General features: G+C 63.7%; 29 protein-coding genes, 1 tRNA gene and 2 riboswitches. Of the genes, 15 read left to right on the top strand and 15 right to left on the bottom strand.

What is annotated here, in order from left to right:
• Positions 1-171: 171 nt before the first annotated feature.
• Both RA26_RS15260 and RA26_RS15255 read right to left on the bottom strand, forming a co-directional pair.
• Entirely contained in the window at positions 172-873 is a 702-nt protein-coding gene (locus RA26_RS15260) for a response regulator (RefSeq protein ID WP_039184943.1), read from the bottom strand.
• A gap of 6 nt (positions 874-879) precedes the next feature.
• Entirely contained in the window at positions 880-1,383 is a 504-nt protein-coding gene (locus tag RA26_RS15255) for a MarR family winged helix-turn-helix transcriptional regulator (RefSeq protein WP_039184941.1), read from the bottom strand.
• 162 nt (positions 1,384-1,545) lie between these two features.
• Between RA26_RS15255 and RA26_RS15250 the strand changes: the two genes are divergently transcribed.
• Positions 1,546-2,412 carry a branched-chain amino acid aminotransferase gene (locus RA26_RS15250; RefSeq protein WP_039184938.1) on the top strand — a complete coding sequence of 289 codons (867 nt, stop codon included), beginning with the start codon at positions 1,546-1,548 and terminating at the stop codon, positions 2,410-2,412.
• A 70-nt stretch (positions 2,413-2,482) separates the two neighbouring features.
• Here the strand turns inward: RA26_RS15250 and RA26_RS15245 are convergent, their stop codons facing one another.
• Positions 2,483-2,812, bottom strand: a complete 330-nt coding sequence (locus tag RA26_RS15245; RefSeq protein WP_039184936.1) for a cupredoxin domain-containing protein — start codon at positions 2,810-2,812, stop codon at positions 2,483-2,485.
• On the bottom strand, positions 2,803-3,327 hold the full coding sequence (locus RA26_RS15240) for a DUF4142 domain-containing protein (protein ID WP_039184933.1): 525 nt from the start codon (positions 3,325-3,327) through the stop codon (positions 2,803-2,805). Before RA26_RS15240 ends, RA26_RS15245 begins: the two co-directional genes overlap by 10 nt.
• 137 nt (positions 3,328-3,464) lie before the next feature.
• On the opposite strand from RA26_RS15240, the gene RA26_RS15235 reads away from it, so the two are divergent.
• Both RA26_RS15235 and RA26_RS15230 read left to right on the top strand, forming a co-directional pair.
• Positions 3,465-4,445 carry an AraC family transcriptional regulator gene (locus tag RA26_RS15235; RefSeq protein ID WP_039184930.1) on the top strand — a complete coding sequence of 327 codons (981 nt, stop codon included), beginning with the start codon at positions 3,465-3,467 and terminating at the stop codon, positions 4,443-4,445.
• 113 nt (positions 4,446-4,558) lie between these two features.
• A complete protein-coding gene (locus RA26_RS15230) occupies positions 4,559-4,930 on the top strand; it encodes an SPW repeat domain-containing protein (RefSeq protein ID WP_039184927.1) in 372 nt (123 codons plus the stop codon).
• Positions 4,931-4,933: 3 nt separating this feature from the next.
• Here the strand turns inward: RA26_RS15230 and RA26_RS15225 are convergent, their stop codons facing one another.
• Positions 4,934-5,770 (bottom strand): LysR substrate-binding domain-containing protein, encoded by an 837-nt coding sequence (locus tag RA26_RS15225; RefSeq protein WP_039184924.1) that lies wholly within the window; start codon positions 5,768-5,770, stop codon positions 4,934-4,936.
• A gap of 96 nt (positions 5,771-5,866) precedes the next feature.
• Between RA26_RS15225 and RA26_RS15220 the strand changes: the two genes are divergently transcribed.
• Positions 5,867-6,571: an SDR family oxidoreductase gene (locus RA26_RS15220; RefSeq protein ID WP_039184921.1), complete on the top strand. Its 705-nt coding sequence runs from the start codon at positions 5,867-5,869 to the stop codon at positions 6,569-6,571.
• Positions 6,572-6,676: 105 nt separating this feature from the next.
• On the opposite strand, the gene RA26_RS15215 is transcribed toward RA26_RS15220, so the two are convergent.
• Positions 6,677-7,612, bottom strand: coding sequence for a DMT family transporter (locus tag RA26_RS15215; RefSeq protein WP_039184919.1), 936 nt, complete (start codon positions 7,610-7,612; stop codon positions 6,677-6,679).
• Between the two features lie 94 nt (positions 7,613-7,706).
• Here RA26_RS15215 and RA26_RS15210 point away from each other — a divergent pair, with 94 nt between their 5' ends.
• Complete coding sequence (locus RA26_RS15210; RefSeq protein WP_082015842.1) at positions 7,707-9,209, top strand: malonate--CoA ligase; 1,503 nt, start codon at positions 7,707-7,709, stop codon at positions 9,207-9,209.
• Positions 9,210-9,272: 63 nt separating this feature from the next.
• Here the strand turns inward: RA26_RS15210 and RA26_RS15205 are convergent, their stop codons facing one another.
• Positions 9,273-9,911 (bottom strand): cation transporter, encoded by a 639-nt coding sequence (locus RA26_RS15205; protein ID WP_039184913.1) that lies wholly within the window; start codon positions 9,909-9,911, stop codon positions 9,273-9,275.
• Between the two features lie 73 nt (positions 9,912-9,984).
• On the opposite strand from RA26_RS15205, the gene RA26_RS15200 reads away from it, so the two are divergent.
• Positions 9,985-10,401 carry a MerR family transcriptional regulator gene (locus tag RA26_RS15200; RefSeq protein WP_039184910.1) on the top strand — a complete coding sequence of 139 codons (417 nt, stop codon included), beginning with the start codon at positions 9,985-9,987 and terminating at the stop codon, positions 10,399-10,401.
• A 3-nt stretch (positions 10,402-10,404) separates the two neighbouring features.
• Here RA26_RS15200 and RA26_RS15195 read toward each other — a convergent pair whose 3' ends face one another.
• Both RA26_RS15195 and aroC read right to left on the bottom strand, forming a co-directional pair.
• Positions 10,405-11,559: an AAA family ATPase gene (locus RA26_RS15195; RefSeq protein WP_039185046.1), complete on the bottom strand. Its 1,155-nt coding sequence runs from the start codon at positions 11,557-11,559 to the stop codon at positions 10,405-10,407.
• 86 nt (positions 11,560-11,645) lie between these two features.
• On the bottom strand, positions 11,646-12,746 hold the full coding sequence (aroC, locus tag RA26_RS15190) for a chorismate synthase (protein WP_039184908.1): 1,101 nt from the start codon (positions 12,744-12,746) through the stop codon (positions 11,646-11,648).
• A 232-nt stretch (positions 12,747-12,978) separates the two neighbouring features.
• Positions 12,979-13,070, top strand: a riboswitch (TPP riboswitch).
• Positions 13,071-13,102: 32 nt separating this feature from the next.
• Between aroC and thiB the strand changes: the two genes are divergently transcribed.
• The 3 genes from thiB to RA26_RS15175 are packed head-to-tail and all read left to right on the top strand — an operon-like array spanning position 13,103 to position 16,297.
• Entirely contained in the window at positions 13,103-14,080 is a 978-nt protein-coding gene (gene thiB / locus RA26_RS15185; protein WP_039184906.1) for a thiamine ABC transporter substrate binding subunit, read from the top strand.
• A complete protein-coding gene (locus RA26_RS15180; protein WP_039184903.1) occupies positions 14,056-15,612 on the top strand; it encodes a thiamine/thiamine pyrophosphate ABC transporter permease ThiP in 1,557 nt (518 codons plus the stop codon). The genes thiB and RA26_RS15180 overlap by 25 nt, the downstream gene beginning before the upstream one ends.
• Complete coding sequence (locus RA26_RS15175) at positions 15,599-16,297, top strand: thiamine ABC transporter ATP-binding protein (protein ID WP_039184900.1); 699 nt, start codon at positions 15,599-15,601, stop codon at positions 16,295-16,297. The genes RA26_RS15180 and RA26_RS15175 overlap by 14 nt, the downstream gene beginning before the upstream one ends.
• Before the next feature lie 163 nt (positions 16,298-16,460).
• Here RA26_RS15175 and RA26_RS15170 read toward each other — a convergent pair whose 3' ends face one another.
• Positions 16,461-16,898 carry a 6,7-dimethyl-8-ribityllumazine synthase gene (locus RA26_RS15170; protein WP_019297562.1) on the bottom strand — a complete coding sequence of 146 codons (438 nt, stop codon included), beginning with the start codon at positions 16,896-16,898 and terminating at the stop codon, positions 16,461-16,463.
• Positions 16,899-16,976: 78 nt separating this feature from the next.
• Positions 16,977-17,126, bottom strand: a riboswitch (FMN riboswitch).
• A 158-nt stretch (positions 17,127-17,284) separates the two neighbouring features.
• On the opposite strand from RA26_RS15170, the gene RA26_RS15165 reads away from it, so the two are divergent.
• Positions 17,285-17,908, top strand: coding sequence for an FMN-binding negative transcriptional regulator (locus RA26_RS15165; protein ID WP_039184897.1), 624 nt, complete (start codon positions 17,285-17,287; stop codon positions 17,906-17,908).
• Here the strand turns inward: RA26_RS15165 and RA26_RS15160 are convergent.
• Positions 17,887-18,183 carry an antibiotic biosynthesis monooxygenase family protein gene (locus RA26_RS15160; RefSeq protein WP_039184895.1) on the bottom strand — a complete coding sequence of 99 codons (297 nt, stop codon included), beginning with the start codon at positions 18,181-18,183 and terminating at the stop codon, positions 17,887-17,889. The genes RA26_RS15165 and RA26_RS15160 overlap by 22 nt on opposite strands.
• A 112-nt stretch (positions 18,184-18,295) precedes the next feature.
• Between RA26_RS15160 and RA26_RS15155 the strand changes: the two genes are divergently transcribed.
• The 4 genes from RA26_RS15155 (at position 18,296) to RA26_RS15140 (ending at position 21,825) form a co-directional block, all read left to right on the top strand.
• On the top strand, positions 18,296-18,898 hold the full coding sequence (locus tag RA26_RS15155; RefSeq protein WP_039184893.1) for a glutathione S-transferase: 603 nt from the start codon (positions 18,296-18,298) through the stop codon (positions 18,896-18,898).
• 211 nt (positions 18,899-19,109) lie between these two features.
• Positions 19,110-19,670, top strand: coding sequence for a ubiquinol-cytochrome c reductase iron-sulfur subunit (petA, locus tag RA26_RS15150; RefSeq protein WP_039147478.1), 561 nt, complete (start codon positions 19,110-19,112; stop codon positions 19,668-19,670).
• A 12-nt stretch (positions 19,671-19,682) separates the two neighbouring features.
• Positions 19,683-21,017 carry a cytochrome b gene (gene petB / locus RA26_RS15145; protein ID WP_039184890.1) on the top strand — a complete coding sequence of 445 codons (1,335 nt, stop codon included), beginning with the start codon at positions 19,683-19,685 and terminating at the stop codon, positions 21,015-21,017.
• 19 nt (positions 21,018-21,036) lie between these two features.
• Positions 21,037-21,825 carry a cytochrome c1 gene (locus tag RA26_RS15140; protein WP_039184888.1) on the top strand — a complete coding sequence of 263 codons (789 nt, stop codon included), beginning with the start codon at positions 21,037-21,039 and terminating at the stop codon, positions 21,823-21,825.
• A gap of 152 nt (positions 21,826-21,977) precedes the next feature.
• Here RA26_RS15140 and RA26_RS15135 read toward each other — a convergent pair whose 3' ends face one another.
• From RA26_RS15135 to dapF, 3 genes are all read right to left on the bottom strand, one after another.
• Positions 21,978-22,415, bottom strand: a complete 438-nt coding sequence (locus tag RA26_RS15135; protein WP_039184884.1) for a glyoxalase superfamily protein — start codon at positions 22,413-22,415, stop codon at positions 21,978-21,980.
• Between the two features lie 193 nt (positions 22,416-22,608).
• A complete protein-coding gene (gene mtaB / locus RA26_RS15130; protein WP_039184882.1) occupies positions 22,609-23,871 on the bottom strand; it encodes a tRNA (N(6)-L-threonylcarbamoyladenosine(37)-C(2))-methylthiotransferase MtaB in 1,263 nt (420 codons plus the stop codon).
• Entirely contained in the window at positions 23,868-24,710 is an 843-nt protein-coding gene (gene dapF / locus RA26_RS15125; RefSeq protein WP_039184877.1) for a diaminopimelate epimerase, read from the bottom strand. Before dapF ends, mtaB begins: the two co-directional genes overlap by 4 nt.
• Positions 24,711-24,897: 187 nt before the next feature.
• Between dapF and RA26_RS15120 the strand changes: the two genes are divergently transcribed.
• Positions 24,898-24,973, top strand: a tRNA-Lys gene (locus tag RA26_RS15120).
• A gap of 39 nt (positions 24,974-25,012) precedes the next feature.
• On the opposite strand, the gene radC is transcribed toward RA26_RS15120, so the two are convergent.
• Complete coding sequence (gene radC / locus RA26_RS15115) at positions 25,013-25,777, bottom strand: RadC family protein (RefSeq protein ID WP_039184874.1); 765 nt, start codon at positions 25,775-25,777, stop codon at positions 25,013-25,015.
• Positions 25,778-25,996 lie beyond the last annotated feature (219 nt).

Below are 25,996 nucleotides of genomic sequence, written 5' to 3'. Positions count from 1 at the left end.
CACCCCCTGTGCACCCCCGGATGCCAATTGGCCGGACGAAATGGGGGCGCTGCCCCCGGCCCTGCGGAGTGGGGCTCTGCCCCGTTCTGCCCTGAAACCGTCCCCCGCACGGTTTCCAAGACGGGCCTCACCCCCGGGATATTTCCGGCCGGAAGAAGAGGCGGGACGGTTCTAGTCCGGCGCCAGCATGTATCCCGCGCCGCGCACGGTTTGCAGGTACTGGGGCTGTTTCGGGTTCGGCTCGATCTTGCGGCGCAGGCGGGTGATCTGCACGTCCACCGCGCGTTCCTGCGCCTGGCCGCGGTCTCGGCCCAGATCCTCGACCAGCTTGGTGCGGGAGACCGGCTCCCCCGGCTGGGCGGAGAAGATCTTCATCAGCTGGCTTTCGGTGCCGGTCAGGCGGATCAGCTCATCGCCCTGCCACATCTCGCCGCGTTCGATGTCATAGCGGATGGCGCCCAGATGCAGCACCTTGGGCGCGGCCTCCTGTGCAACCGTGTCCGGCATCCGCCGCAGGATCGCGTTGACGCGCAGCAGCAGTTCTTTGGGCTCGAAGGGTTTCGGGAGGTAGTCATCCGCCCCGGCCTCGAACCCGGCGATCCGGTCCTCGGTCTCGCCCTTGGCGGTCAGCAGCAGGATCGGGGTGGTCATGGTTTCGCGCAGGGACCGGGTCAGCGACACGCCGTCCTCTCCCGGCATCATCACATCCATCACGATCAGGTCGAAGTCGAGGCCCGCCAGCACCCGGCGGGCATGGGCGGCGTCGCGCGCGGCCGTCACCAGAAAGCCGGAGCGCATCAGGAATTTCTTCAAAAGGCCGCGGATGCGTTCGTCGTCATCGACGATCAGCAGGTGGGCGTCATGGGTGCTCATGCCTGATCAGTCCCGCAGCTTGGCGTAGGCGCGGCGCATGTCCGCGTCCATCATAGCCTCAAGCACTTTCTTGAAGCCCTGCACCGCTTCGGGGCCAGCGTCCTTATAAGCGGCGCGCATCCGGGCACGCTGGGCGTCCGACAGCGTCGCCTCCAGCGCCGCGCCCTGATCGGTCAGATAGAGGTGGCGTTCGCGCTTATCCAGCTCCCCCACTTTGGAGATCACCAGCCCGTCGCCAATCAGCGTGCGCAGCACCCGGTTCAGCGACTGTTTGGTCACGCCCAGGATGCTGAGGAGGTTGTTCACCGTGGTGCCCGGCGAGCGGTTGATGAAGTGGATGGCGCGGTGATGCGCCCGGCCATAGGACATTTCGGCCAAAATCCGGTCCGGATCGGCGGTAAAGCCGCGGTAGGCAAAAAACATTGCCTCGATCCCCTGGCGCAGCTGCTCATCTGTCAGAAACAGCAGGCTTTCGCCGCTGTATCCCTGCCCTGTCCGGCCCTCAGGCATGTGGTGCCCCCTCGTCTGTATTACCGGTCAGTTTATGTCAGTGTTGTTGACATTCCAAGGGTGAAGATGTATCGAATCGCAGCTTTGGCGCAAGATTGTGTCCGGTTCGGCCTTAACTTGCGCAATAAATGAAAATCACCGCAAAAATCAGGAGGGTGCGGCATGGCTGGTTACGACGACCGCGACGGTGTGATCTGGATGGATGGGGAGCTGGTCGACTGGCGGGATGCCAAGGTGCATATCCTGACCCATGCGATGCACTACGCCTCCTCTGTGTTTGAGGGCGAGCGCGCCTATAACGGCAAGATCTTCAAAAGCCGCGAGCATTCCGAGCGCCTGATCGCGAGCGCAGAAGCGCTGGACATGCCTATGCCCTATACCGTTGATCAGATCGAGGCGGCCAAGGAAGAGGCGCTGAAAGCCTCCGGCCTGCAGGACGCCTATGTGCGGGCGCTGGTCTGGCGCGGCTCGGGTGAGGACATGGGCGTGGCCTCTGCCAAGAACCCGGTGCGTATGGCGGTCGCGGTCTGGGGCTGGGGCGCCTATTACGGCGACGCCAAGATGAAGGGCGCCAAGCTCGACATTGCGGAATGGAAACGCCCGAGCCCGGAAACCATCCCGGTTCACGCCAAGGCGGCTGGCCTCTACATGATCTGCACCATCTCCAAGCACAAGGCAGAGGCCAAGGGCTGCTCTGACGCGCTGTTCATGGACTGGCGCGGCTATGTGGCCGAGGCGACCGGCGCCAATGTGTTCTTTGTGAAGGACGGTGAGGTCCACACTCCGCTGGCCGATTGCTTCCTCAATGGCATCACCCGCCAGACCGTGATCCAGATGCTCAAGGACAAGGGCATCACCGTGCACGAGCGCCGCATCAAGCCGGAAGAGATGGAAGGCTTTGAGCAGTGCTGGCTGACCGGCACCGCTGCCGAGGTCACCCCGGTCGGGCAGATCGGCGACTATACCTTTGAAGTTGGTGATCTGACCCGCGAGATCGCCGAGGACTATGAGAAGCTGGTGCGGAGCTAACTCCCGCCGGCAGCAGTTGAGGTGAACGGGCGCTCAGGAAACAGGGCGCCCGTTTGCTTTGCAGGTGTGCCTACGCGGTCACTACGATGCGTGCCTTCATGTGGGGATGATACACGCAGTAATATGAATGTGTCCCGGGTGTCTCAAACAGGACGGATGCAGTGCCGCCTTTGCCCATCTCTCCGGTATCCCAGCTGTGATCGGCTTCGGTCGCCGTATGCGGAGCAAAGTCCTCATTGACCCACTCGATACGCTCACCAGCCTTTATAGAGACTGTATCGGGGTCAAAGGCGAATTTCCGGATCCGGACCCGAACTGCCGGTGCGGCCGCAGCGGGCAATGCGGCTGCGGCCGCTGCCAGCCCGCCCGCTGAGATAAGCCGCCTCCGTGTCAGCTGCATTGCAGATTGCTGACCATCTGTTCCGCATGGCCTTCATGCACCTTGAATGTCGCCAGCGCATCCGTCAGCAGCTCTTTGAGCGGCGCTACCGTGACCGCCGGGATAAAGCTGTCCTCGACGGTTTTGTTTACAACCTGATGATAGCCCAGCTCATTTTGGGCATAGGCGCAGTCGAAGGCGCTGCCGGAGAGGCCCATCAGCTCTGCCCGCTTGTCCGCGGCCCCCTGCACCAGGGCGCGGCTGAGATCGTTGTCCTGAGGCGTGACGTTCAATTCGGTGATCAGATCAACCGCAGCTGAGTTGACCGCGGAGTGGTCGCGGATCATGGTTTCAGCAAAGCTGCGCACGTCGGCATTCTCAGATACCGCCAGTGCGAGATGGGCATAGCGTATGTCCAGCTGGCCTGCAGTGTAGGCGGTATGGGCGATTTCGAGGTCATTCATCGGTTCAGCGGCATGGGCCGGCAGGACCATGGCGCCAGCGAGAACAGCGGCGGAAAGCAAACGGAATGTCATCTTGCGACTCCTTTAGTCTTTGTCAGTCTCACCTTGATCCGTGAAATCGCTGTGGCGTTGAATGCGCGATAGGGTGAAAGATATTGCAGATCGTCCAGCACTCTGGACGGGCGGCACCGAAGGGGTATCCTTCTTCCATGCTGGATCTGTTAAGCGACATTCTCACGCGGCTATCCCTGAAGGGGACGCTCTATTTCCGCACCTCGTTCACGCCGCCGTGGGGGGTGCATGTGCCGTCCTTCCAGAATGTGGCGCGGTTCCATTTTGCCCACCGGGGAGAATGCCTGGTGCATCTGCCGCAAACGGATGACACGATCCGGCTGGCGCAGGGGGATCTGGTGGTGATCCCGCACGGCGCGGAACATATGCTTTTTTGCTCCACCACCGGTAAAGAGGCGGTCTTGACACTGGACCGGGTGCTGGAGCTGTCCGGGTACCAGGGCCAAGGCGTGCTGGTCTACGGCGGCGATGAGGACGACCGGGATACGCAGCTGATTTGCGGGCATATTTCTTATGGCGCGCAAGGACATACCGGTGCCGGACATATGCTTTTGGACCGTTTGCCGCCCTATATGCATATTCAGGACTATGGCGAAGCGCGCGGTGCCTGGCTGGAGGCGACATTGCGGGTCATTGCCGCTGAGGCGGGGCATGCCCGTATGGGCGGTGATTTGATTGCGCTGAAAATGTCCGAGGCAATTTTTGCGCAGGCGATCCGGGTGCATCTGGAAAGCCTGAGCCCCGACAGCGATGCTCTGGCTGGGTTTGCTGATCCGCAGCTGTCTCGCGCTCTGAGCGCCTTTCACCGGGAGCCCGCCAGGACCTGGTCGGTTGAGGAGCTGGCGCGCATTGCCGGCATGTCGCGCACAAGTTTCGCCCAGAGCTTTACCGCCAAGATGCAGGTGACACCGATGCAGTACCTGACCAGCTGGCGGATGCAGATCGCCTGCCAGGGGCTGACAGAGCAGGGGCTGAATGTTGCGGATGCAGCGGAACTGGCGGGTTATGCGTCCGAAGCCGCATTTTCCAGAGTTTTCCGGAAGCAGATTGGGGTGTCTCCGGCGGCCTACCGGCAGCAGCACAGAGAGATCGCTTCTGCAGATAGTTCGAACATCTGAACGATCTGCATGGTTTGTTGAGCTGTCTGAAATTCATTGTTCTTGGTTTTCCTGCGAACCTGGGGTCAGAGCCGCAGATGCGGCCCGTAATTTTCTGCAAAAGGACCTGACCCATGCCCCTGCGTTTCGTGACCCGCACCATCCATGCATACCTTGATTACCCGGTGGCCATCGCCCTGATGGGGCTGCCGTTCCTGTTGGGCCTCGGTGAAAGCAACCCACTGGCGCTGTGGCTGTCGGTGGCAACCGGCATCGCAGCCTTTGTGCTGACGGTGCTGACCGACCACCACCTCGGCCTGATCCGGGTGCTGCCTTACAAGCTGCATCTGACGGTCGACCTGATTGTCGGCCTCACCTTTCTGGCGGCGCCTTTTGTCTTCGGCTTTGCCGGGCTGGATGCAGCGTTCTACTGGCTGAATGGCGCTGCGGTGGTTGCGGTGATCTCGCTCAGCGCGCCGGAAGGGGCTGAGGCAGCCTCAGCCTGAGTGCTATTGGCGCAGCAGCCAGTCCACCACCGTCTTGGCCCGGCCCTGTGTGCTTGGCCAAAGCACATAAAACCCCTGATCCCCCAGCCGTGGCGCTTGCCACAGCTCTGTCAGCGGCTGGCTGCCCAGGAAAATCCGCGGCACAAGGGCGATGCCCTGGCCGTTCATTGCCGCGTCCATCGCCAGAGCCGTCTGGTTGAATTGCAAGACCCGGCCGGTGCCCGTAATCCCTTCCTGCCGCAACAAATGGTCCCAGTGCCGGTGCCCGTCCTGGATCAGCGTGTGCTGCGCCAGATCTGCCAATTCGGGAAATTCTGCCTTAGTTAGAGCCGAATCCTGACGTGCGACGGCCACCAGATCCACCAGCGACAGGAGCGCAACGTTCAAACTGCTTTCTTGCGGCTTGCTGCCCTGGCGGATGGCGATGTCGATGCCACCCTGCTTGAAATCCGTCAGATTTTCATCTGCCACAACCCGCAGGTCGATATCGGGGTGGCGGACCTCGAACTCCGGCAGCCGCGGCACCAGCCATTTTGAGGCAAAGGACGGCGGTACCGACAGTGCCACCCTCTGCACAGCAGGGGCCAGCGTGTCCGTGGCCTCGCGGATCAGCGCCAGCGCCTGCCGGACCGGTGCGTGATAGCTGCGCCCGGTGTCGGTCAGGGTCAGCCCGCGGGCGTGGCGGTGGAACAGCTTGTGCCCCAGGTCTGCCTCCAGCCGCCGCACCTGCTGCGCCACCGCGCCTTGGGTCAGGTGCAGTTCCTCCGCCGCGCGCCCGAAATTCAGGTGGCGGGCGGCGGCATCGAACATCCGCAGGGCGTTGAGGTTGGGCAGGCGCATCGCATCTCAGCCAGTAGTTTTCCTACAGTCTGGCGCGATGAGACATGATTGGTCAAGCGCGGCTTGAACCGCCATCCTGAGACCAAGCAAAGGAGTATGGATATGACCAAAGTTGCCCTTTTCACAGCCGCTGGCAGCGGCATGGGCGCAGATGCGGCCCGCCACCTTCACGCACAGGGGTATGAGGTTGCGATCCTCTCCTCCTCCGGCAAGGGGGAGGCGCTGGCGCAGGAGCTAGGCGGAGTGGGCCATACAGGCTCTAATTTAGAGCAAAGCGATCTGCAGACGCTGGTGGACAAGGCAATGGACCGCTGGGGGCGGATTGATGTGCTGGTCAACTCGGCAGGCCATGGCCCCAAGGGCGATATCCTGGAGATCAGCGACGAGGACTGGCATCTGGGGATGGAATACTATCTGATGAATGTGATCCGCCCGGCCCGCCTGGTGGCGCCCATCATGGCGGCCCAGGGCAAGGGGGCGATCATCAACATCTCCACCTTTGCGGTGTTTGAGCCGGATCCGCTGTTCCCGACCTCTGGCGTCTTCCGGGCGGGGCTTGCGAGCTTTACCAAGCTGTTTGCCGACAAGTTCGCGGGCCAAGGCGTGCGGATGAACAACGTGCTGCCGGGCTTCATCGACAGCCTGCCGGAGACCGAAGACCGCAAGGCGCGCATTCCGATGGGCCGCTATGGCACCGCGCGCGAGGTGTCTGCGCTGGTGGCCTATCTGGCCTCGGATGATGCCGCCTATACCACCGGGCAGAACATCCGTGTCGACGGGGGGCTGACCCGCGCGGTCTGAGCCGGTCCCACCGAGGTGCAAACAGCGGGCACCCGCCCCTTCGGATGAGGGCGGGTGCGTCGCCCTTGCGGGCTCCAGCCGTGAAACCCATGGGTTAGAGCCTAATCAGACGCCCTTGGGGTTGCTCGCCGCCCGCGCCTTGCCGCGCTGCAGGCCCAGCCGGTGCTCGCGCCAGATCACCAGCACATTGCCGGCAATGACCAGCGCGGCGCCTGCCAGCATCACCAGTGTTGGCCATTCCTCGAACCAGACATAGCCGATGACGATGGCAAAGATCATTGAGGCATAGTCATAGGGCGCCAGCATCGAGGCAGGCGCAAAGCGGTAGGAGGAGGTGACCAGAATCTGCGCCACACCGCCAACCAGACCGGCGCTGACCAGCAGCGCGGCGGTTTGCGCGTCCGGCATCACCCAGCCAAAAGGCGCGGTGAGCAGCGCCAAGCCAGAAGCGGTCAGCGAGAAATAGAACACAATCGCCGCTGTATGCTCCGACTGCACCATGCGGCGGATGTGGATCTGGACAAAGCCGCGCGCCACTGTGGCCCCAACCACCAGCAGCACCCCCAGCATGGCGCCGTCCTCCAGATCGCCGCCCAGGCGCGGCCAGATCATGATGAGAACGCCCAACAGCCCGATCGCCACCGCGCTGATGCGCACCAGCCGGATGGTCTCACCCAGGAACAGCGCCGCAAGAACCAGGGTAAAGATCGGCGTGGCATAGCCGATGGCCGTGACTTCCGGCAGCGGCAGCAGCGCCAGCCCCATGAAGGTCATCCCCATCGCCGAAGTGCCGACCAGCCCGCGCCACACGTGAAACATAGGCTTCTTGGTGATCAGCCCGTGCCGCAGCTCTCCGCGCGTTGCCAGCCAGATCACGATCACTGGAATGGCAAAGAAGGAGCGGAAGAACACCGCCTCGCCTGCCGGAATGGTCTCCGAGGTGGCCTTGATGATCCCGGACAGCGCAGTGAAGAGCGCAATGGCGGTCACTTTCAGCAGGACCGCCAGCACAGGCCGATGCGATGTTAAGGATTTTGCCATGGCGCGACCCTGCGCCCAAGCGCCGCAAAGATCAATGGCTTGATTTTGGCTGGCCAAGCCGCGCAAATGGCGCCGCCAGATGAAGGAGCCGCCGATGTATGATGCCAATCACCTGATCCGCCAGCTGCGTGAGTCCTCCGTGGGGCGCGAGGGCGATGTGTTTGCCCGGCTGCCGGATGGCGGCACGGTCACCTTCGGTGCGCTGTTTGCCGGTGCGGAGCGGATGGCGGCGGCGTTGGCCGCCCAAGGCGTGCAGCCAGGTGACCGGGTGGCGGTGCAGGTCCAGAAAACCATTCAGGCGATTGAGCTGTACCTTGGCACTGTCATGTCAGGCGGTATTTTCCTGCCCTTGAACACCGCCTACACCGGGCCGGAGGTGGCGTACTTTGCCGGTGATGCGACGCCCCGGGTGGTGGTCTGCGATCCGGCGCGGCTGGAGGAAATCAGCGCGATCTCCGGCGCGGCCAAAGTGCTGACATTGGATGCGGCGGGGCAGGGGAGTTTGCGTGATCTGGCGGATGGCCAGTCCGGCTTTGAAGCGGTTGCCCGGCAGGCGGATGATCTGGCGGCAATCCTTTATACCTCCGGCACCACCGGCCGTTCCAAGGGCGCGATGCTGAGCCATGACAACCTGGCATCCAACTCGCTGACATTGCGCGACTATTGGCGGTTCACCAAGGACGACGTGCTGATCCATGCGCTGCCGATTTTCCACACCCACGGGCTGTTTGTGGCAACCAATGTGGCGCTGTTTGCCGGTGCGCAGGTGGTGTTCCTGCCGGGGTTCGATGGGGATGCCATTTTGGGGGCGATGCCGGCGGCGACCGCGCTGATGGGGGTGCCGACATTCTATACCCGGCTGCTGGCAGATGAGCGGCTGACCCGTGAACGCGCCGCCAATATGCGCCTGTTCATCTCCGGCTCCGCGCCCTTGCTGGTCGATACCCATGAGCAGTGGGAGGCCCGCACAGGCCACCGCATCCTGGAACGCTACGGGATGACCGAAACCAATATGAGCACGTCGAACCCCTATGAGGGCGACCGTCGCGCAGGCACCGTCGGGTTCCCGCTGCCGGGAGTTGAGGCGCGGGTGATGCAGGATGGTGCTGAAGTTGCGCCCGGAGAGATCGGGGTGCTGGAAGTGCGCGGGGCCAATGTGTTCCAGGGGTACTGGCAGATGCCGGAGAAGACGGCGGAGGACCTGCAGCCGGACGGCTGGTTCATCACCGGCGACATGGCGAAGATCGACGCGGATGGCTATGTCACCATTGTCGGGCGCGAGAAGGATCTGATCATCACCGGCGGCTTCAATGTCTATCCCAAGGAGGTGGAGAGCCTGATCGACGACCTGCCCGGCGTGCTGGAAAGCGCGGTGATCGGCGTGCCGCATCCCGACTTCGGCGAGGCTGTGGTGGCGGTGGTTGTACCGGAGGGCGAGGGCACCAGTGCGGAGGCGATCAAGGCGGCGCTGATGGGTCAACTGGCCAAGTTCAAGCAGCCCAAGGAGATCATTCTGCTGGAGGCCTTGCCGCGCAACACAATGGGCAAGGTGCAGAAGAAAGCCCTGCGCGAGGAATACGCAGGGCTGTTTGTGTAGAAATCTGTTCCACCCGGCCGAAAGGCCGGACTGCGCCTGGCAGGCAGGCGCAGTCCTCAAGTTTTAAGATGAGTGCACTGCCGCGTGCGCCTCTTCCTCGCGCCATTCCCGCACGGCCTGCACCAGGATCTGGAAGGCGGAGCTCAGGAACAGGCCGCCCATGATGCCGGCCACAATGAGGTCGGGCCAGCCGGTGGCGGTGCCCCAGACCCCCAACGCGGCAATCATCACCGCCACATTGCCGATGGCATCATTTCGCGAACACAGCCAGACTGAACGCACATTGGCATCACCGTCCTTGTACCGGGCCAGCAGCAGCACCGAGATCAGGTTCGCTGCCAGCGCCATGAAGCCGATCACGCCCATGATCTGTGCCTGCGGCACGCCGACGTAAAATACTTGGTAGATGGTGGAGCCGAACACCCACATGCCCATCAGCAAGAGGCTGATCCCCTTGCCCAGGGCCGCCAGCGCCCGGGTGCGCAGCGTAGCGCCGATCACCGCCAGCGAGATGCCATAGGTCAGCGCGTCGCCCAGAAAATCCAGCGCGTCCGCCTTCAACGCCTGGCTGCCGGACAGCTGCCCTGCACCCATTTCCACCGCGAACATGCCGGCGTTGATGGCGATCACCAGCCAAAGCCTGCGTTTGTAGTCCGCCGATACCCCGTCAAACCGGGCGTTGTGATTGCAGCAGCCTGCCATTGCTCTTGTCCTCATTCCTGATTCGAGATCAATGTAGGGCCTCTAGTCACTAGAGCATCAAGAGGTCATTGCGATGTTTTCCATCGGTCAGCTGTCCAAGGCCACGGGCGTGAAGGTTCCTACCATCCGCTACTACGAGGAGATCGGCCTGCTGCCGCAGCCGGGCCGCAATGCCGGCAACCAGCGCCGCTACGGGCAGGACGGCATGGATGCGCTGGGTTTCATCAAACATGCGCGCGATCTCGGCTTCTCGCTGGAGGACATCAAGGCGCTGATGGGGCTGGACGGGCATCTGGGCGATGACTGCGCCGAAGCTGACAGGATTGCCCGCAGCCAGCTGGCCAATGTCCGCGACCGCATCCGCAAGCTGCAGCAACTGGCGTCTGAGCTGGAGAGGATCAGCCACCTGTGCGACGGCGGCAATGGCGGCTGCTGCAAGGTGCTGACGGCGCTAGGCGACCATAGCCAATGCGCAGGCGATCACAGCTGAGTTTCAGCGCTTTGGCCAGCTCCAGCGCGGCGGCTCCAGCTCGTCAATGCGGGTTTCTCCGAATTCCTTTTGCAGGATTACGGACAATGCCCCGGCGTCCTCCAGTTCCCGGGCCAGACGGCTGTTGTGGGAGACCACGATGATCTGGCTGTTGCGGCTCGCGCGTTTGATCAGCCGTGCCAAGGGCGCAATGAGGTCGGGGTGCAGGCTGGTTTCGGGTTCGTTCAGCACCATCAGCTCGGGCGGGCGCGGCGTCAGCAGCGCGGTGGCCAGCAGCACATAGCGCAGGGTGCCGTCTGACAGCTCCGCTGCCGAGAGCGGCCGCAGCAGACCATGCTGCTGCATCTCCACAGAAAACAGCCCACCCTGCAGCGAGACATCGGCGCTGGCGCCCGGGAAGGCATCCTCGATGGCTTCGTCAAAAGCCGGCCCGTCGCCAATTTCCCGAAGGGTGGCAATGGCTGCAGCCAGATCCGCACCGTCGCCCGCCAGCGCCGGCGTGCGGGTGCCTACAGCGGGGCGCCGGGCAGGCGAATCCCGGTCGGTGCGCAAGCTGTCATAAAACCGCCAGCCGCGCATCCGCTCCCGCAGGGACAGCATTTCGGGCGCCTGCACAGGGTCGGCGGCATGGGTCATCATGCTGTCGAAAGGGCGCAGATCACGCGACAGTTCGATCTTGCGGCCGCTGCCGTCCCGGCCCGTGACAACCGCACCGCGGCGTTCGGCAATGCTGTTGGCGCGGCCCAGGCTCTCGCCAACCCAAAGCGCCTCAGACTTGATCTCAGGATCCTTGCCGAACATCGTGCGCGGCACCGGTGCGGGCAGGCCCAGATCCACAGCATAGCCGTAGTCTTCGGCGGCAAACCCCAGCTTCAGCGCGACCGAGTTCTTGCGGCGGGTGCCCTCAACCGGAATTTCACCGCGCCGCATCCGGGCGCTGATGTGTTCTGGGCCGGCCCAAAGCGTCGAGTCCAGACCGCCCTCAGAGGCCAGCGAAGCAATGGCGCGCCCCTGTGCCATCTCTGCCAGCAGCCGCAGCGAGCGGTAGAGTGAGGATTTGCCCGCGCCGTTGGCGCCGCTCACCACGGTGAGCTGCTCCAGCGGCAGGGCCGCATCACGGATTGAGCGGTAGCCGGAAACGGCCAGGGTAATCAGCATATCAAAGGACCGGATGTGAAACGGGCTGTGCAAAACCTGCTTGGTTTTGCAGTGCTTCGCAACAGGTCCCGTCAGCCGTCAGCGGTTCAGCCGATGCGGCCCTGGTTTTCGCCGATCTGGCCGCGGTGCAGCAGCAGGTGGTCCAGGATAACACAGGCCATCATTGCCTCGGCCACCGGCACCGCGCGGATGCCGACGCAGGGGTCGTGACGGCCCTTGGTGATAACTTCGGTGGCAGAGCCGTCCTTGCGGATCGACTGGCGCGGGGTAAGGATCGAGGAGGTCGGTTTGACCGCAAAGCGTACCACCACATCCTGCCCGGTGGAGATGCCGCCGAGGATGCCGCCGGCGTGGTTGGAGGAATATTCCGGCCCGTTTGCGCCCATGAAGATCTCATCGGCATTTTCCGAGCCTTTGAGCCGCGCGGCGTTCATGCCCTCGCCGATCTCGACGCCTTTCACGGCGTTGATCGACATCATCGCGGCGGCCATGTCGGTGTCCAGCTTGCCGTAAACCGGCGCGCCGATACCGGCGGGGACGCCACGGGCGACAACCTCAACCACCGCGCCGACCGAATCGTGCGCCTTGCGCAGGGCTTGCAGGTAATCTTCCCATTCCTGCACCGCGCCTGCGTCGGGGATCCAGAAGTCGTTGGTTTCGATCGCATCCCAGTCAAAGCGGCTGCGGTCGATCCCCAGCTCACCCATTCGGGTCATGTAGCCCTTGATCTCCAGTCCCGGCGCCAGCGCCTTGATTGCTTCACGTGCAACACCGCCGGCCGCCACCCGCGCCGCGGTTTCGCGCGCCGAGGAGCGGCCGCCGCCGCGGTAGTCGCGGTTGCCGTATTTCTGGAAATAGGTGATGTCGGCGTGTCCCGGACGGAAAGTCTGGGAAATCTCGCCGTAATCCTTGGAGCGCTGATCGGTGTTCTCGATCATCAGCTGGATCGGGGTGCCGGTGGACATGCCGTCGAACACACCGGAGAGGATCTTCACCGCGTCCGGCTCATTGCGCTGGGTGGTGTTCTTGTTCTGGCCGGGGCGGCGCTTGTCGAGCCACTGCTGCAGCATTTCCGGCTCCAGCGGCACATTCGGCGGGCAGCCGTCGACGGTGGCGCCAAGCGCGGGCCCGTGGCTCTCGCCCCAGGTGGTGACGCGGAAGAGGTGTCCAAAGCTGTTCATCGACATGAGGCGCGGTCTCCTTTGCGGGACGTGCTTAGCGGGCAGGGGGCTGTGCCTCAAGCGGATTCCTCTGCGGCAAAAGCGAGAGGGGGCGCTGCCCCCGCCGCCTGGGGCGGCTCCCCTGGGATATTTTGAGCCAGAAGAACGCGGGCTCGGCACTGGCAGCGGTCCAGTTTGCCTGAAGCGTAGGTCCTGGCGGGGCTTTGGCTTGTCATTGCTGCGGCTGGGGCCTAATGTCCGCGCCACCTCGGGGTGCGCGCAAGCGCTGAGATGACACCCGTTGAACCTGAACCGGATCACACCGGCGGAGGGAAGGTACTGGACAGCCTCCACCCTTGCCCAAAGCCGCAAAGGAGGATGGCATGAAACATCTTGCATTTGCAGCGGGACTGCTTGGCGCCTCGGCAGCCTTTGCCGAAACGCCCGAACTCACCGTTTATACCTATGACAGCTTTGTTTCCGACTGGGGCCCGGGCCCGGCAGTGGAAAAGGCGTTTGAAGAGGTGTGCGGCTGCGACCTGAAACTGGTTGGCGCAGGCGATGGCGCGGCGCTGCTGGCGCGGGTCAAGCTGGAGGGCGCGCGTTCGGACGCGGACGTGGTTCTGGGGCTGGATACCAACCTGACCGCGGCGGCCAAGGAAACCGGGTTGTTTGCAGAGCATTCGGTGAGCGCCGAGTTTGCGCTGCCGGTGGAATGGAACGACGCAACCTTTGTGCCCTATGACTGGGGCTACTTTGCCTTTGTCCACAACGCCGATGCCGCGGCACCTGCGGATTTCAAGGCACTGGCGGCCAGCGACAAGAAGATCGTCATTCAGGACCCGCGGTCCTCCACCCCCGGTCTGGGCCTGCTCTTGTGGGTCAAGGCCGCCTATGGCGACGAGGCGCCGGAGATCTGGAAGGGCCTGTCTGACAACGTGGTCACCGTGACCAAGGGCTGGTCCGAGGCCTATGGCATGTTCCTGGAAGGCGAGGCCGACATGGTTTTGTCCTACACCACTTCGCCCGCTTATCACCTGATTGCCGAGGAAGACGGCTCCAAGGCTGCCGCCGCTTTTGATGAGGGGCACTACATGCAGGTGGAAGTTGCGGCCAAGCTGGCGAACTCCGACCAGCCGGAGCTGGCCGACCAGTTCCTGGCCTTCATGGTGTCGGATGCGTTCCAGTCGATCATCCCGACCACCAACTGGATGTATCCGGCGGTGACCCCGGCGGCGGGCCTGCCGGAAGGGTTCGGCACCCTGATTGCGCCTGAAAAATCGCTGCTGCTGAGCGAAACGGAAGCGGCAGAAGTGCGCGATGCGGCGCTGGGCGAATGGCTGGACGCGCTCAGCCAGTAAGCGCTTACCCCGGTATCAGCGCGGCCCTTCTGGTGGCGGCGCTGATTCTGGGAACGCTTGGGGCTGTTGCCTTCAGGGCTGAGGCCGGCACCGGGTTTGGCGCCAGCGACTGGGCCGCACTGCGGTTTACGCTGACCCAGGCGAGCCTGTCGGCCTTGCTAAGTGTTGGTCTTGCCATCCCTGTCGCCCGCGCGCTGGCGCGGCGGCGGTTTTGGGGCCGGAGCCTTTTGATTGCCCTGTTGGGTGCGCCGTTCATCCTGCCGGTGATTGTTGCCATTCTAGGCCTGCTGGCGGTCTTTGGCCGCGCGGGCTGGCTGAGCCTGGGGCTGATTTCCCTCGGGTTAGAGCCTGTTCAAATCTATGGCCTGCACGGGGTGGTGCTGGCGCATGTGTTTTTCAACCTGCCGCTGGCGACCCGGCTGATTCTGCAGGGCTGGCAGGAGATCCCCGCCGAACGCTTCCGTCTGGCGGCGCAGCTGGATGCCGGGCCGCTGGCGATGTGGCGGCTGCTGGAAGGGCCGATGCTGCGGCGGGTGGCGCCCGGCGCGCTGGCGGTTGTCTTTGCCATTTGCCTGTCGAGCTTTGCTGTGGCGCTGACTTTGGGCGGAGGGCCACGGGCCACCACCATCGAACTCGCCATCTATCAAGCGTTCCGTTTTGATTTCGACCTGGGCCGCGCGGCGCTGCTGTCGGGCCTGCAACTATTGCTGACCGGCGCAGCCGCGCTGGGGGCGTTGCGGGTGTCGGCGGGCGAAGGATTTGGGGCCGGGCTTGACCGTGCTGTGAAGCGCTGGGACGGGCAGGAGGCACTGGCGCGCGGACTGGACGGGTTCTGGATTATTCTGTCCGCGGCGTTTCTGCTGCTGCCGCTGGCGGCGATTGTGCTGGCGGGTCTGCCGGGGCTGGCTGCCTTGAAAGGATCCGTTTGGCAGGCGGCTGGAAACTCCGTTCTGGTTGCCGCGCTCAGCACGGTGATTCTGCTGATGCTGGCCTTGCCGATGGCCGCTGCGGCTGCCGCTGGGCGTGCTGGCATGGCTGAGCTGTCAGGCATCCTTGGCCTTGCGGCCTCCCCCCTGGTGATCGGCACCGGGCTGTTCATTCTGATCTACCCTGTCGCGGACCCTTTTGCGCTGGCGCTGCCGGTGACGGCGCTGGTCAATGCGGTGATGGCGCTGCCCTTTGCCATGCGGATCCTGGTTCCGCGGGCGCGGGAGGTGCTGGGGCGCTATGGCCGCCTGTCGCTGTCGCTGGACATGCAGGGCTGGAGTTTCATCCGCCGGGTCTACCTGCCGCGGATGCGGGCGCAAACCGGGTTCGCGGCCGGGCTGGCGGCGGCGCTGTCGATGGGCGATCTGGGGGTGGTGGCACTGTTTGCCGATCCGGATTTTGCAACGCTGCCTTTGCAGATCTACCGGCTGATGGGGGCCTACCGGATGGAGGCTGCAGCGGGTGCGGCGCTGCTCTTGCTGATGCTGTCGATGGGGGCATTCTGGATCTTGGACCGCGGAGGACGCTGGCATGCTGAGGCTTGAGACCTGCCGGATCATGAACGGCGATTACGCGGTGGAGGCTGATCTGGAGATCGCGCCCGGCGCCTGCGTGGCGGTGATCGGCCCTTCTGGCGCCGGGAAATCCACGCTGGTGGAGGCAGTGGCCGGTTTCCTGCCCGTCACCCGCGGGAGTATTTTGTGGAACGGCGCGGAGCTGACCCGCCAGGCGCCGGGCAAGCGGCCTGTGGCGATGCTGTTTCAGGACGGCAACCTGTTCCCTCATCTGACCGTGGCACAGAATGTGGGCCTGGGGCTGCATGCGAACCTGCGGCTGAGCTCGGCGGAGTGGAGCCGGGTTGATGCCGCGCTGGAGCGGGTTGGCCTGGGCGGCATGGGCACACGCAAGCCTGCGGCGCTGTCCGGCGGTCAGCAAAGCCGGGTGGCGCTGGCGCGGGTGCTGGTGCAGGGGCGCGATATCCTGCTGCTGGATGAGCCCTTTGCCGCGCTGGGCCCGGCGCTGAAGGCAGAGATGCTGGATCTGGTTGCCGAACTTGCCCGCGAAAGCGGTGCCACGGTGCTGATGGTCAGCCATGACCCGAACGACGCCCGCCGGATCGCGGACCAGGTGGTGCTGGTGGCGGACGGCAAGGCGCATCCGCCGGAGCCGGCGGCGGAGCTGCTGGATAACCCGCCGCCGGCGTTGAAGGCGTATTTGGGATCTGCCTGATCCGCTGCCGGGAGCGGTTGTGGCGGGTGCAGGTGAAAAGGGGTTTTGCTGCGAAACCTCTTTTGTAAACAATTGGTTAAATCAATATTGCGGCCTTTGGGCCGGATGCCCGCCGCCGGTGCGGCGGGCTGGTGCAGGCGGTAATGCACTGTAAGTACAGCGTTTATGCGGCCAGTGCGGCTTCCCGGGTCTTGGTGATCATCAGGGCCGCGCTGGCGGCTTCGTTGCCTTTTTGCACGAAGTGCGCGCGGTAGATGGCCATGTGATGCTCCGTTTCCTGGAAATGATGCGGGGTCAAGGAGACCGACAGCACCGGAACGCCGGTGTCCATACCGGCGCGCATCAGACCGTCGACCACGGCCTGGGCCACGAAATCATGCCGGTAGATGCCGCCATCCACCACGAGGGCGGCGCAGGCCACGGCGGCGTATTTGCCGGTCTTTGCCAGCTCCTGCGCCAGAAGGGGCATTTCAAAGGCGCCGGGAACATCGAACACGTCGACCTGCTCCGCCGGGATCAGCTGCAGGAAGCCCTCCAGCGCTTGGTCGACAATATCGGCATGCCATTGCGCCTTGATGAAGGCATAGCGGGTGTGTGTCATTTCGTAATCTCCTATAGGTTTGACACGTCACCCAAGGCGATCACGAACAGACGGGCGCACGTCATCCGTGGCTCGTCTGCACGTTCTCTTCCATCCGGACTGTGACCGTCGGCTCTGGAATCGCACCAGATCTGCTGACACTTCCAAAAGCCTGGAAGCCGCTCGCGGGCTTACGGGACCTGCCCGCTTACCGCCGGTGGGGAATTCCGCCCCGCCCTGAGAACACGCGGACATTGCCAAGCGGCGCGGCTGATTTCAAGATCGGAACGCTAGACGCCCGGCCGGGACGTGAAATTGGTATTGTTCCTGAGCAGGGAAGTGGAGCTTTTCAAATTGTAGGACCCCGTTCCATGGTGCGCGGGACGAGCAGGCGCAGGAGAAACAGCATGCATCCCAATCCGGTTTTCCATGACGCGGAGACGGCGCAGAATCTGGCGTATGCTCGTGCGAGGGCCTTTGGCGTGCTGGCCGTGTCCGCGGAGGAGGCGCCGTTCATCAGTCATGTGCCGTTCCTGATTTCCGAAGACGGGGAATGGGCGGAATTGCATCTGGTGCGCTCCAATCCGATTGTGCGGATGCTGAAGGAAGCGCGCCCGGCCAGGATCGCTGTCAGCGGGCCGGATGGCTATGTCTCACCGGACTGGTACGGGGTAGCGGATCAGGTGCCGACCTGGAACTATGTCGCGGTGCATCTGACCGGCGAGCTGGAGTTGCGTCCGAATGAGGAATTGCGCGGCCTGCTGGACCGGCAGTCGGCCTTTTACGAGGCGCGGCTGGCGCCGAAACCGCCCTGGACCACTGGCAAGATGGGCGCAGAGGCGCTGGCGCGGATGATGCGGATGATCGTGCCAGCCCGGATGCGGATCACGGCTGTCGATGGCACCTGGAAACTGAGCCAGAATAAGCCGGACGCCGCGCGCGCCGCCGCGGCGGAGAGGATCGCTGGCGGTACCGGTGCGGAGCTGGAGGCGCTGGCTGTGCTGATGCGTCAGGCTTCTACCAGGTCATAGTGTTTGATGGTGCGCGACTCGACCAGCTCGGCCTCGGCCGGGTTGATGTGCGGACTGGTGTAATCCTCGCCCACAAAGGCCTTGAGCGCGGCCAGGTCCCTCCAGACCATGACAAAACTGAACTCCCGCGGGGTCTCGGCACGCGGCGCGCCAGGCAGGACTGAGACGATGCCGTCGGTGCCCTTCATCAGCGGGATTGCGGTTTCGTGAAAGAATTTTCTGAACTCGGCTTCTTTGCCGGGACGGATGGTAACCTGGAATATCCGCATGATCATTGGAAGCCTCCTGTCACTTGGTACACAGGCCCAGTTTAACACAGTGCGGTGATTGCCTCTTTCCCTCAGAGCCGCTTGCAGTAGGCTGCGGCCAAACAGCAGAGGATTTCCCATGAAGCTTACATATTCCCAATCATCCCCCTTTGCTCGCAAGGTTGTGGTGCTGCTGCATGAAACCGGGCAGCTGGACGACGTCGAGATTCTGGACGTCACCACCACGCCCCTGAAGCCCAGCCCGGATGTGAAGGCCAGCAACCCGCTGGCCAAGATCCCGGCGCTGGAGCGCAATGACGGGCCGGCGCTCTATGACAGCCGGGTGATTTGCGCCTATCTGGACGAGCGCGCGGGCGGCAGGCTGTATGGCCGCGGCTGGGACAGCAAGGTGCTGGAGGCCACTGCCGATGGAATCATGGATGCGGCAGTGCTGATGTCCTACGAAAAGCGGCTGCGTCCCGAAGACAAACAGTGGGACAATTGGCTGGACGCGCAGCGGGGCAAGGTGCTGGGCGGCTGCGCGGCGCTGAATGCGCGCTGGATGAGCCACCTGCAGGGGCCGCTGGATATCGGCCAGATCGCGGTGGGTTGCGCGCTGGCCTATGTGGATTTCCGCCACCCGGAAACCAATTGGCGCCAGGGCAATGAGGCGCTGGCAGGCTGGTTCGCGGATTTCGAATCGCGCCCCGCGATGCAGGCGACAAAACCGCCCGCGGCCTGAGCAGGCCCCTTGAAACGGACAGGTGCCGCGCCGATATGGGTGCGGCACTGTCACACAGGCGTGACAGAATTGCCGTCTGCGGCTTTCTGCGCGCCTATGACCGCTGGACGAAGCGGCTTCTCCCCGCTAGACACGCGCCTGAGTCACTGCGAGCAATCGCGGTGCATGCGCATGTTTGCCCTAAACGGGCGCTGGAATTGGAGAAAACCTCGTGTCCCACGCAGAAGACCACGAAGGAACCCGGAGAGATTTCCTCTACTACGCCACTGCCGGCGCCGGGGCAGTGACCGCGGGTGCCGCCGTATGGCCCCTGGTCAACCAGATGAACCCCTCCGCCGACGTGAAAGCGCTGTCCTCGATCCTGGTCGATGTCAGCGGCGTGGAAGTTGGCACGCAGATCTCGGTCATGTTCCTTGGCAAGCCGGTGTTCATCCGCCGCCGTACCCAGGAAGAGATCGAGGCAGCCCGTGCCGTGGAGCTGTCCGAACTGATCGACCCGCGGTCGGAAAACGCCAACAAGCCGGGCACTGACGCGGCTGACGTGAACCGCACCATGGACGACGCCGGCGAATGGCTGGTGATGATGGGTGTTTGCACCCACCTCGGCTGTGTGCCGCTGGGCGACGGTGCCGGCGAATTCAACGGCTGGTTCTGCCCCTGCCACGGGTCGCACTACGACACCGCAGGCCGCATCCGCAAAGGCCCGGCGCCTGAGAACCTGCACGTGCCGGTGGCTGAGTTCACCGACGCCAACACCATCAAGCTGGGATAAGGAAACGCGCTCATGTCCGGTATTCCGCACGACCATTACGAGCCGAAGACAGGCGCAGAAAAGTGGCTGCACAGCCGCCTGCCCATCGTCGGCCTGATCTATGACACCATCATGATCCCCACCCCCAAGAACCTGAACTGGTGGTGGATCTGGGGCATCGTCCTGGCGTTCTGCCTGGCGCTGCAAATCGTCACCGGCATCGTCCTGGTGATGCACTACACCCCGCACGTTGACCTGGCGTTCGCATCTGTCGAGCATATCATGCGCGACGTGAACGGCGGCCATATGCTGCGTTACCTGCACATGAACGGCGCCTCGCTGTTCTTTGTTGCCGTCTACATCCACATCTTCCGCGGCCTGTACTATGGCTCCTACAAGGCGCCCCGCGAAGTCACCTGGATCGTCGGCATGCTGATCTACCTGATGATGATGGGCACCGCCTTCATGGGCTACGTGCTGCCCTGGGGCCAGATGTCCTTCTGGGGTGCAACCGTTATCACCGGCCTGTTCGGCGCGATCCCGTTCATCGGCGAAGCGATCCAGACCTGGCTGCTGGGCGGACCGGCGGTGGACAACGCCACCCTGAACCGCTTCTTCTCGCTGCACTACCTGCTGCCCTTCGTGATCGCAGCGCTGGTTATCGTGCACATCTGGGCCTTCCACACCACCGGCAACAACAACCCGACCGGTGTTGATGTCCGTAAGGGCTCGAAAGCGGAAGCCGAGAAAGACACCCTGCCGTTCTGGCCGTACTTCGTGATCAAAGACTTCCTGGGCCTGGCCGTTGTGCTGGTGATCTTCTGGGCCATCGTCGGCTTCATGCCGAACTACCTGGGCCACCCGGACAACTACATCGAAGCCAACCCGCTGGTGACCCCGGCGCACATCGTTCCGGAATGGTACTTCCTGCCGTTCTACGCGATCCTGCGTGCCTTCACCTCCGAGGTCTGGGTGGTGCAGTTCGCCTCCTTCGTGACCGGCGGCATCGTGGATGCGAAGTTCTTCGGCGTGATCGCCATGTTCGGCGCGATCCTGGCCATGGCGCTGGCGCCCTGGCTGGACACCTCCAACGTGCGTTCGGGCCGTTACCGCCCGATGTTCAAATGGTGGTTCGCGCTGCTGGTCGTCGACTTCTTTGCCCTGATGTGGCTGGGTGCGATGCCGGCGGAAGAGCCCTATGCATCGTTCTCGCTGATCGCATCGGCCTACTGGTTCGGCTACTTCTTCGTGATCCTGCCGCTGCTGGGCGTGATCGAGAAGCCGCTGGCTCAGCCTGCAACCATCGAAGAGGATTTCGACGCCCACTACGGCAAGAAGTCTTCCGCTGATGCCACTCCTGCCGAGTAAGAAGAAGGAACACCTGACAATGTTCAAGAAACTGGCAACCGGTGCCGCCTTCGCTCTGGCCATGATCCCTGCTGCGTCTTACGCAGCAGGCGGCGGCGAGCAGCACATCACCGACTACGCCTTCTCGTTTGAAGGCCCGTTCGGCACCTACGACCGCAACCAGCTGCAGCGCGGCCTGCAGATCTACACCGAAGTCTGCGCAGCCTGCCACGGGCTGAAGCTGGTGCCGCTGCGCACCCTGGCAGACGAGGGCGGCCCGCAGCTGCCGGAGGATCAGGTGCGTGCCTACGCAGCTGACAACTTCAGCGTCTACGATCCGGAACTGGATGAGGACCGCCCGGCCAAGCCGGTCGACCACTTCCCGGAAAACAACAACGCCGGCGCCCCGGACCTCAGCATGATGGCCAAGGCGCGCGCGGGCTTCCACGGCCCCTATGGCCTGGGCATCAACCAGCTGTTCAAGGGCATGGGCGGTGCCGAGTACATCGCCTCGCTGCTGGCCGGCTACACCGGTGAGTCCAAGGAAGAGGCAGGTACCACCTTCTATGAGAACACCGCCTTCCCGGGCGGCTGGATCTCGATGGCGCCGCCGCTGTCCGATGAGCAGGTGGAATTTGCCGACGGCCACGCCAACGACGTGGACGCCATGTCGCAGGATGTCGCGGCCTTCCTGATGTGGACCGCAGAGCCCAAGATGATGGCGCGCAAGCAGGCCGGTTTTGTCGGCGTGCTGTTCCTGACCCTGCTGTCGGTGATGCTGTATCTGACCAACAAGCGCCTGTGGGCGCCGCACAAGGGCAAGCACTGATCCTTGGCGGCTGACTAAAGCGCTGAAAACATCAAACCCCCGCAAGTGATGCTTGCGGGGGTTTTTCCTTGCTGATTGGGCGGGGCGCTGCCCCTCTGCGCGCAGGCGCGCATTCACCCCGGGGTATTTCTGACCAGAAAGAAGCCGGACGCCTAGGCCAGCGGGCTTACGGTCAGATGCGGAAGGCCGTTGGAGGTCTTCTGCGGCGAGCGGTCGTCGGCATTGATCACCGCGGACACCCGCTGGCGCCAGGAAGAGAAGCTGTCGAACTGGACCACGTCCACGGGCGCGTCGAATTGCAGGGTGATCCGCCGGTGGCCATTGCCACCGCAGGCGGCCAGCCCATGGACATACCCGGTGAAGGGCTGGCCCAGATAGCGCCCCTCGACCCGCATGCCCACCTGCAGTTCCGGCGCGTTGGAAGCACGGGCGTGGAGCGTGTTCCAGTCGCGGAAACCGTAGTACTGCGCAATCCGCTCCAGGGCAGTGCTGTGGGGGATGGGCTGGCCCTGGGCCTGGGAATGCTTGCGCAAGAGCCGGGCCTCGGCCTTGAGCTGCGCAACAGAAGGAAGGGCAGAGTTGGTCTGCATGGATGTACCTTTCGCAAAAAGGGTGCATGTGCCATTGCAGACAGGGCTCGCATTGCTGTCCGGGCGTGCACCCAGGCGTCAGGATAAACCTTGTCCGGATTTCACCATGGCCAGCGGCCGCGAGCGGCAGGTATCCGGGACCTGTGTTGTGAGATTTAGCGGGTAGGAGCGGGGAAAGCAATTCCCCTCTGGGTCAGGCCACCAGCTGGCTGCCTGCCACACCTGTAATGGCGGCGGTGACGATCCGGCCTTCTTCCTGGGGGGCTGCGAACGCCACTTCCGTGAACTGCTCGGTGCGGCCCATATGCGGGTTTTCCATCAGGATGCGGTGGGTCTTGCCAACCTGCGCCGCCAGGTGGCGTTCGACCTGCGCATCGCCGGCCGCGCGCAGGCGGGCCGCGCGCTCCCTGATCACATTGCCGTTTACCTGGTTCGGGATCTTCGCCGCCGGGGTGCCCTCACGCTTGGAGTAGGGGAAGACGTGCAGCCAGGTCAGGTCGCAGTCAGTGACCAGTTTCAGCGAGTTCTCGAAATGCGCATCAGACTCGGTCGGGAAGCCTGCAATGATGTCAGCGCCAAAGGTCATTTCCGGGCGCAGGCGGCGGGCCTCCTCGCAAAACGCGATGGCGTCGTCGCGCAGGTGGCGGCGGGCCATACGTTTCAGGATCAGGTCGTCGCCATGCTGCAGCGACAGGTGCAGATGCGGCATCAGGCGCGGTTCGGTGGCAATCGCCTGCATCAGGTTCTCGTCCGCCTCGATCGAATCGATCGAGGAGATGCGCAGCCGCGGCAGGTCCGGGACCAGCTTCAGGATCCGCATCACCAGATCACCCAGGCGGGGCTGTGCGGGCAGATCGGCGCCCCAGGAGGTCAGGTCCACACCGGTCAGAACCACCTCGTTATAGCCCCTGTCCACCAGCCGCTTGATCTGGTCGATCACCACGCCCGCGGGGACCGAGCGGGAGTTGCCGCGACCGTAAGGGATGATGCAGAAGGTGCAGCGGTGGTCGCAGCCGTTCTGGACCTGCACATAGGCGCGGCTGCGGGTGCCGAAGCCGTCGATCAGGTGGCCTGCGGTTTCTGTCACCGACATGATGTCGTCGACTTGGACCTTCTCGGTGGTGCCGATAAAATCCGGGCCCCTGGCGATCTGCTGCCAGGTCTCGGGCTGCATCTTCTCTGTATTGCCGATGACGCGGGTGACCTCTTCCATAGCGGCAAAGGTTTCCGGTTCTGTCTGAGCCGCGCAGCCGGTCACGATAATCGGCGCCTCGGGATTATCGCGGCGCAGGCGGCGGATCTCCTGGCGCGCCTTGCGCACGGCCTCGGCAGTTACCGCACAGGTATTCACCACCACGGCGTTCTCCAGGCCTGCCTGCTGGCTCAGCTCCTTCATCGCCTCGGTCTCATAGGCGTTCAGACGGCAGCCGAGGGTCGTGAACTTGGGCACGCTCATGCCAGCGACTCCAGGAATTCGCGGGTGAAGCTGCCGTCGAAGACATGCATGGTCGGGCCGGTCATCCAGACGCCGTCCTCGGCCCAGTCAATCCACAGGGTGCCACCGTCCAGGTCGATCTGCACCTTGCGGCCCGTCAGGCCGCGCCGGGCGGCCGCAACGGCCGTTGCGCAGGAGGAGGAGCCTGAGGCCAGTGTCACACCCACACCGCGCTCCCAGACGCGCATGCGGATGCGGTCGGGGCCGGTCACCTGGGCAACCTGCACATTGGTGCGCTGCGGGTAGAGCGGGTGGTGTTCGTAGCGGGGACCGAACTCTGCTAGAGGGATGACCTCGGCGTCCTCGACAAAGAAGGTGCAATGGGGGTTACCCATGCCGGTGGCTGTAGGGCCGCCTTCGATCGGCAGCTCCAGCGTATCGGTTTCCTCGGCCAGCGGGATGTCCTGCCAGTCCAGCTGCGGCGCGCCCATGTTGACGGAGGTAAGGCCGTTACCGGCATCGCGGGCGTAAAGGTCGCCGCGGTCGGTGGTCAGGTGCAGCTCCGGCTTGCCGGTTTCCTGGATCAGGTGGCGGGCAATGCAGCGGGTGGCGTTGCCGCAGGCCGCGGAGGTGGAGCCGTCGGCGTTGTAGAAGGTCAGATGCGCGTCGCCGGGCCCGTTTGAAATCACCGTCAGCTGGTCGAAGCCGACGCCGAACTGGCGGTGCGCGATTCCCTTGGCCATCGCCGGGGTGATGGCAATGTCCTGCACGCGCGCGTCGACAACGACGAAGTCGTTGCCCAGCCCGTGCATCTTCATGAAGTGGATTTTTATGTCTGCCGAGGTGCTCATGGCGGGCATATAGACCCGGGGCGAAGATGAATCCAGCCTTCGGCGAGAAAAGTTGAAAAAAGGGGTTGACCCCCCGCCGCACTGGCCCTAGATACGCCGCCTATCGGGACAGCGTGACACACACCGCCACGCCGGACCAAAGCGAAATAAGTGCTTGAACCTCTTGGGAAAAACACTTAGACCGCGACGAAGAAGTGGGCCGTTAGCTCAGTTGGTAGAGCAACTGACTTTTAATCAGTGGGTCGCAGGTTCGAATCCTGCACGGCTCACCACTTCCTCCCTAAACCGCTGATCATGACACGAACATACCGCTACAGGTAGCCTTGGGCGCGGAAGCTGAGTTCGGCGGATTTTCCGATGATCAGGTGATCGTGCAAGGTGATTCCCAGCGCCGTCAGCGCGGCCTGAATCTGATCTGTCATGGCGATGTCGCTGTCCGAGGGGGTGGGGTCTCCGGACGGGTGATTGTGTACCAGAATCAAGGCGCTGGCGTTGAGTTCCAGGGCGCGTTTGGCGACCTCCCGGGGGTAGACCGGGACGTGGTCGACGGTACCGCGGGCCTGTTCCTCGTCGGCGATCAGGACGTTCTTGCGGTCCAGGAACAGGATGCGGAACTGTTCGGTTTCGCGATGCGCCATGGTGGTGTGGCAATAGTCCAGGAGGGCGTCCCAACTGGAGATTATCTGCCGTTGCATCACCCGGGCGCGGGCCATGCGGTGGGCGGCGGCCTCCAGCACCTTGAGGTCGGTGATGACGGCGTCGCCGATGCCCTTCACTTGCGCCAGCCGTTCCGGTGAGGCCGTCACCACGCGATTGAAATCGCCAAAAGTATCAAGCAGTTGCCGCGCCAGGGGTTTCACGTCGCGGCGCGGGATGGAGCGGAACAGGACCAGTTCCAGCAACTCGTAATCGGGCATCGCAGCGGCGCCGCCAGCCATGAAACGTTCGCGCAGGCGGGCGCGGTGGTCCTTGATGTAGGAGGGCAGGCGGCCGGGGGAGAGCGGGGCCGCAGGGGCCTCCTCGCTGCCGGGAAACAGCGGCAGGGAGACGTCCTCGAAGGCGGGGTCCTGTGCCATGGCGCCATGGTGCGGCCATCATGGTTGAGGAAGTGTTAATGGGCGCCGCAGGGGAGCGGCAGCAAGGGGGTGACAGGCGTGCACCCCCTGTACACCTCCTGTGCACCGCCGCAGCGCAGCGTGAGGCGTCTGGTCCGGGGATTTCGTAAAGGATCCGCAAAAGAAAAGCGCCCCAAGCGGGGCGCTTTTGAATGTGTCGCTTGAGGCCAGTGGCCGGGG

The sequence above is a fragment of the Leisingera sp. ANG-M7 genome (assembly GCF_000813965.1).
GTDB lineage: Bacteria > Pseudomonadota > Alphaproteobacteria > Rhodobacterales > Rhodobacteraceae > Leisingera.
The sequence above is the reverse complement of the archived record's forward strand: the minus strand, read 5'-3'. Positions and strand labels throughout refer to the sequence as shown.

Coding starts and splice junctions, on each gene's coding strand:
- RA26_RS15260 (WP_039184943.1), bottom strand. CDS start 873: ATGAGCACCCATGACGCCCACCTGCTGATCGTCGATGACGACGAACGC.
- RA26_RS15255 (WP_039184941.1), bottom strand. CDS start 1,383: ATGCCTGAGGGCCGGACAGGGCAGGGATACAGCGGCGAAAGCCTGCTG.
- RA26_RS15250 (WP_039184938.1), top strand. CDS start 1,546: ATGGCTGGTTACGACGACCGCGACGGTGTGATCTGGATGGATGGGGAG.
- RA26_RS15245 (WP_039184936.1), bottom strand. CDS start 2,812: ATGCAGCTGACACGGAGGCGGCTTATCTCAGCGGGCGGGCTGGCAGCG.
- RA26_RS15240 (WP_039184933.1), bottom strand. CDS start 3,327: ATGACATTCCGTTTGCTTTCCGCCGCTGTTCTCGCTGGCGCCATGGTC.
- RA26_RS15235 (WP_039184930.1), top strand. CDS start 3,465: ATGCTGGATCTGTTAAGCGACATTCTCACGCGGCTATCCCTGAAGGGG.
- RA26_RS15230 (WP_039184927.1), top strand. CDS start 4,559: ATGCCCCTGCGTTTCGTGACCCGCACCATCCATGCATACCTTGATTAC.
- RA26_RS15225 (WP_039184924.1), bottom strand. CDS start 5,770: ATGCGCCTGCCCAACCTCAACGCCCTGCGGATGTTCGATGCCGCCGCC.
- RA26_RS15220 (WP_039184921.1), top strand. CDS start 5,867: ATGGATATGACCAAAGTTGCCCTTTTCACAGCCGCTGGCAGCGGCATG.
- RA26_RS15215 (WP_039184919.1), bottom strand. CDS start 7,612: ATGGCAAAATCCTTAACATCGCATCGGCCTGTGCTGGCGGTCCTGCTG.
- RA26_RS15210 (WP_082015842.1), top strand. CDS start 7,707: ATGTATGATGCCAATCACCTGATCCGCCAGCTGCGTGAGTCCTCCGTG.
- RA26_RS15205 (WP_039184913.1), bottom strand. CDS start 9,911: ATGGCAGGCTGCTGCAATCACAACGCCCGGTTTGACGGGGTATCGGCG.
- RA26_RS15200 (WP_039184910.1), top strand. CDS start 9,985: ATGTTTTCCATCGGTCAGCTGTCCAAGGCCACGGGCGTGAAGGTTCCT.
- RA26_RS15195 (WP_039185046.1), bottom strand. CDS start 11,559: ATGCTGATTACCCTGGCCGTTTCCGGCTACCGCTCAATCCGTGATGCG.
- aroC (WP_039184908.1), bottom strand. CDS start 12,746: ATGTCGATGAACAGCTTTGGACACCTCTTCCGCGTCACCACCTGGGGC.
- thiB (WP_039184906.1), top strand. CDS start 13,103: ATGAAACATCTTGCATTTGCAGCGGGACTGCTTGGCGCCTCGGCAGCC.
- RA26_RS15180 (WP_039184903.1), top strand. CDS start 14,056: ATGGCTGGACGCGCTCAGCCAGTAAGCGCTTACCCCGGTATCAGCGCG.
- RA26_RS15175 (WP_039184900.1), top strand. CDS start 15,599: ATGCTGAGGCTTGAGACCTGCCGGATCATGAACGGCGATTACGCGGTG.
- RA26_RS15170 (WP_019297562.1), bottom strand. CDS start 16,898: ATGACACACACCCGCTATGCCTTCATCAAGGCGCAATGGCATGCCGAT.
- RA26_RS15165 (WP_039184897.1), top strand. CDS start 17,285: ATGCATCCCAATCCGGTTTTCCATGACGCGGAGACGGCGCAGAATCTG.
- RA26_RS15160 (WP_039184895.1), bottom strand. CDS start 18,183: ATGATCATGCGGATATTCCAGGTTACCATCCGTCCCGGCAAAGAAGCC.
- RA26_RS15155 (WP_039184893.1), top strand. CDS start 18,296: ATGAAGCTTACATATTCCCAATCATCCCCCTTTGCTCGCAAGGTTGTG.
- petB (WP_039184890.1), top strand. CDS start 19,683: ATGTCCGGTATTCCGCACGACCATTACGAGCCGAAGACAGGCGCAGAA.
- RA26_RS15140 (WP_039184888.1), top strand. CDS start 21,037: ATGTTCAAGAAACTGGCAACCGGTGCCGCCTTCGCTCTGGCCATGATC.
- RA26_RS15135 (WP_039184884.1), bottom strand. CDS start 22,415: ATGCAGACCAACTCTGCCCTTCCTTCTGTTGCGCAGCTCAAGGCCGAG.
- mtaB (WP_039184882.1), bottom strand. CDS start 23,871: ATGAGCGTGCCCAAGTTCACGACCCTCGGCTGCCGTCTGAACGCCTAT.
- dapF (WP_039184877.1), bottom strand. CDS start 24,710: ATGCCCGCCATGAGCACCTCGGCAGACATAAAAATCCACTTCATGAAG.
- radC (WP_039184874.1), bottom strand. CDS start 25,777: ATGGCACAGGACCCCGCCTTCGAGGACGTCTCCCTGCCGCTGTTTCCC.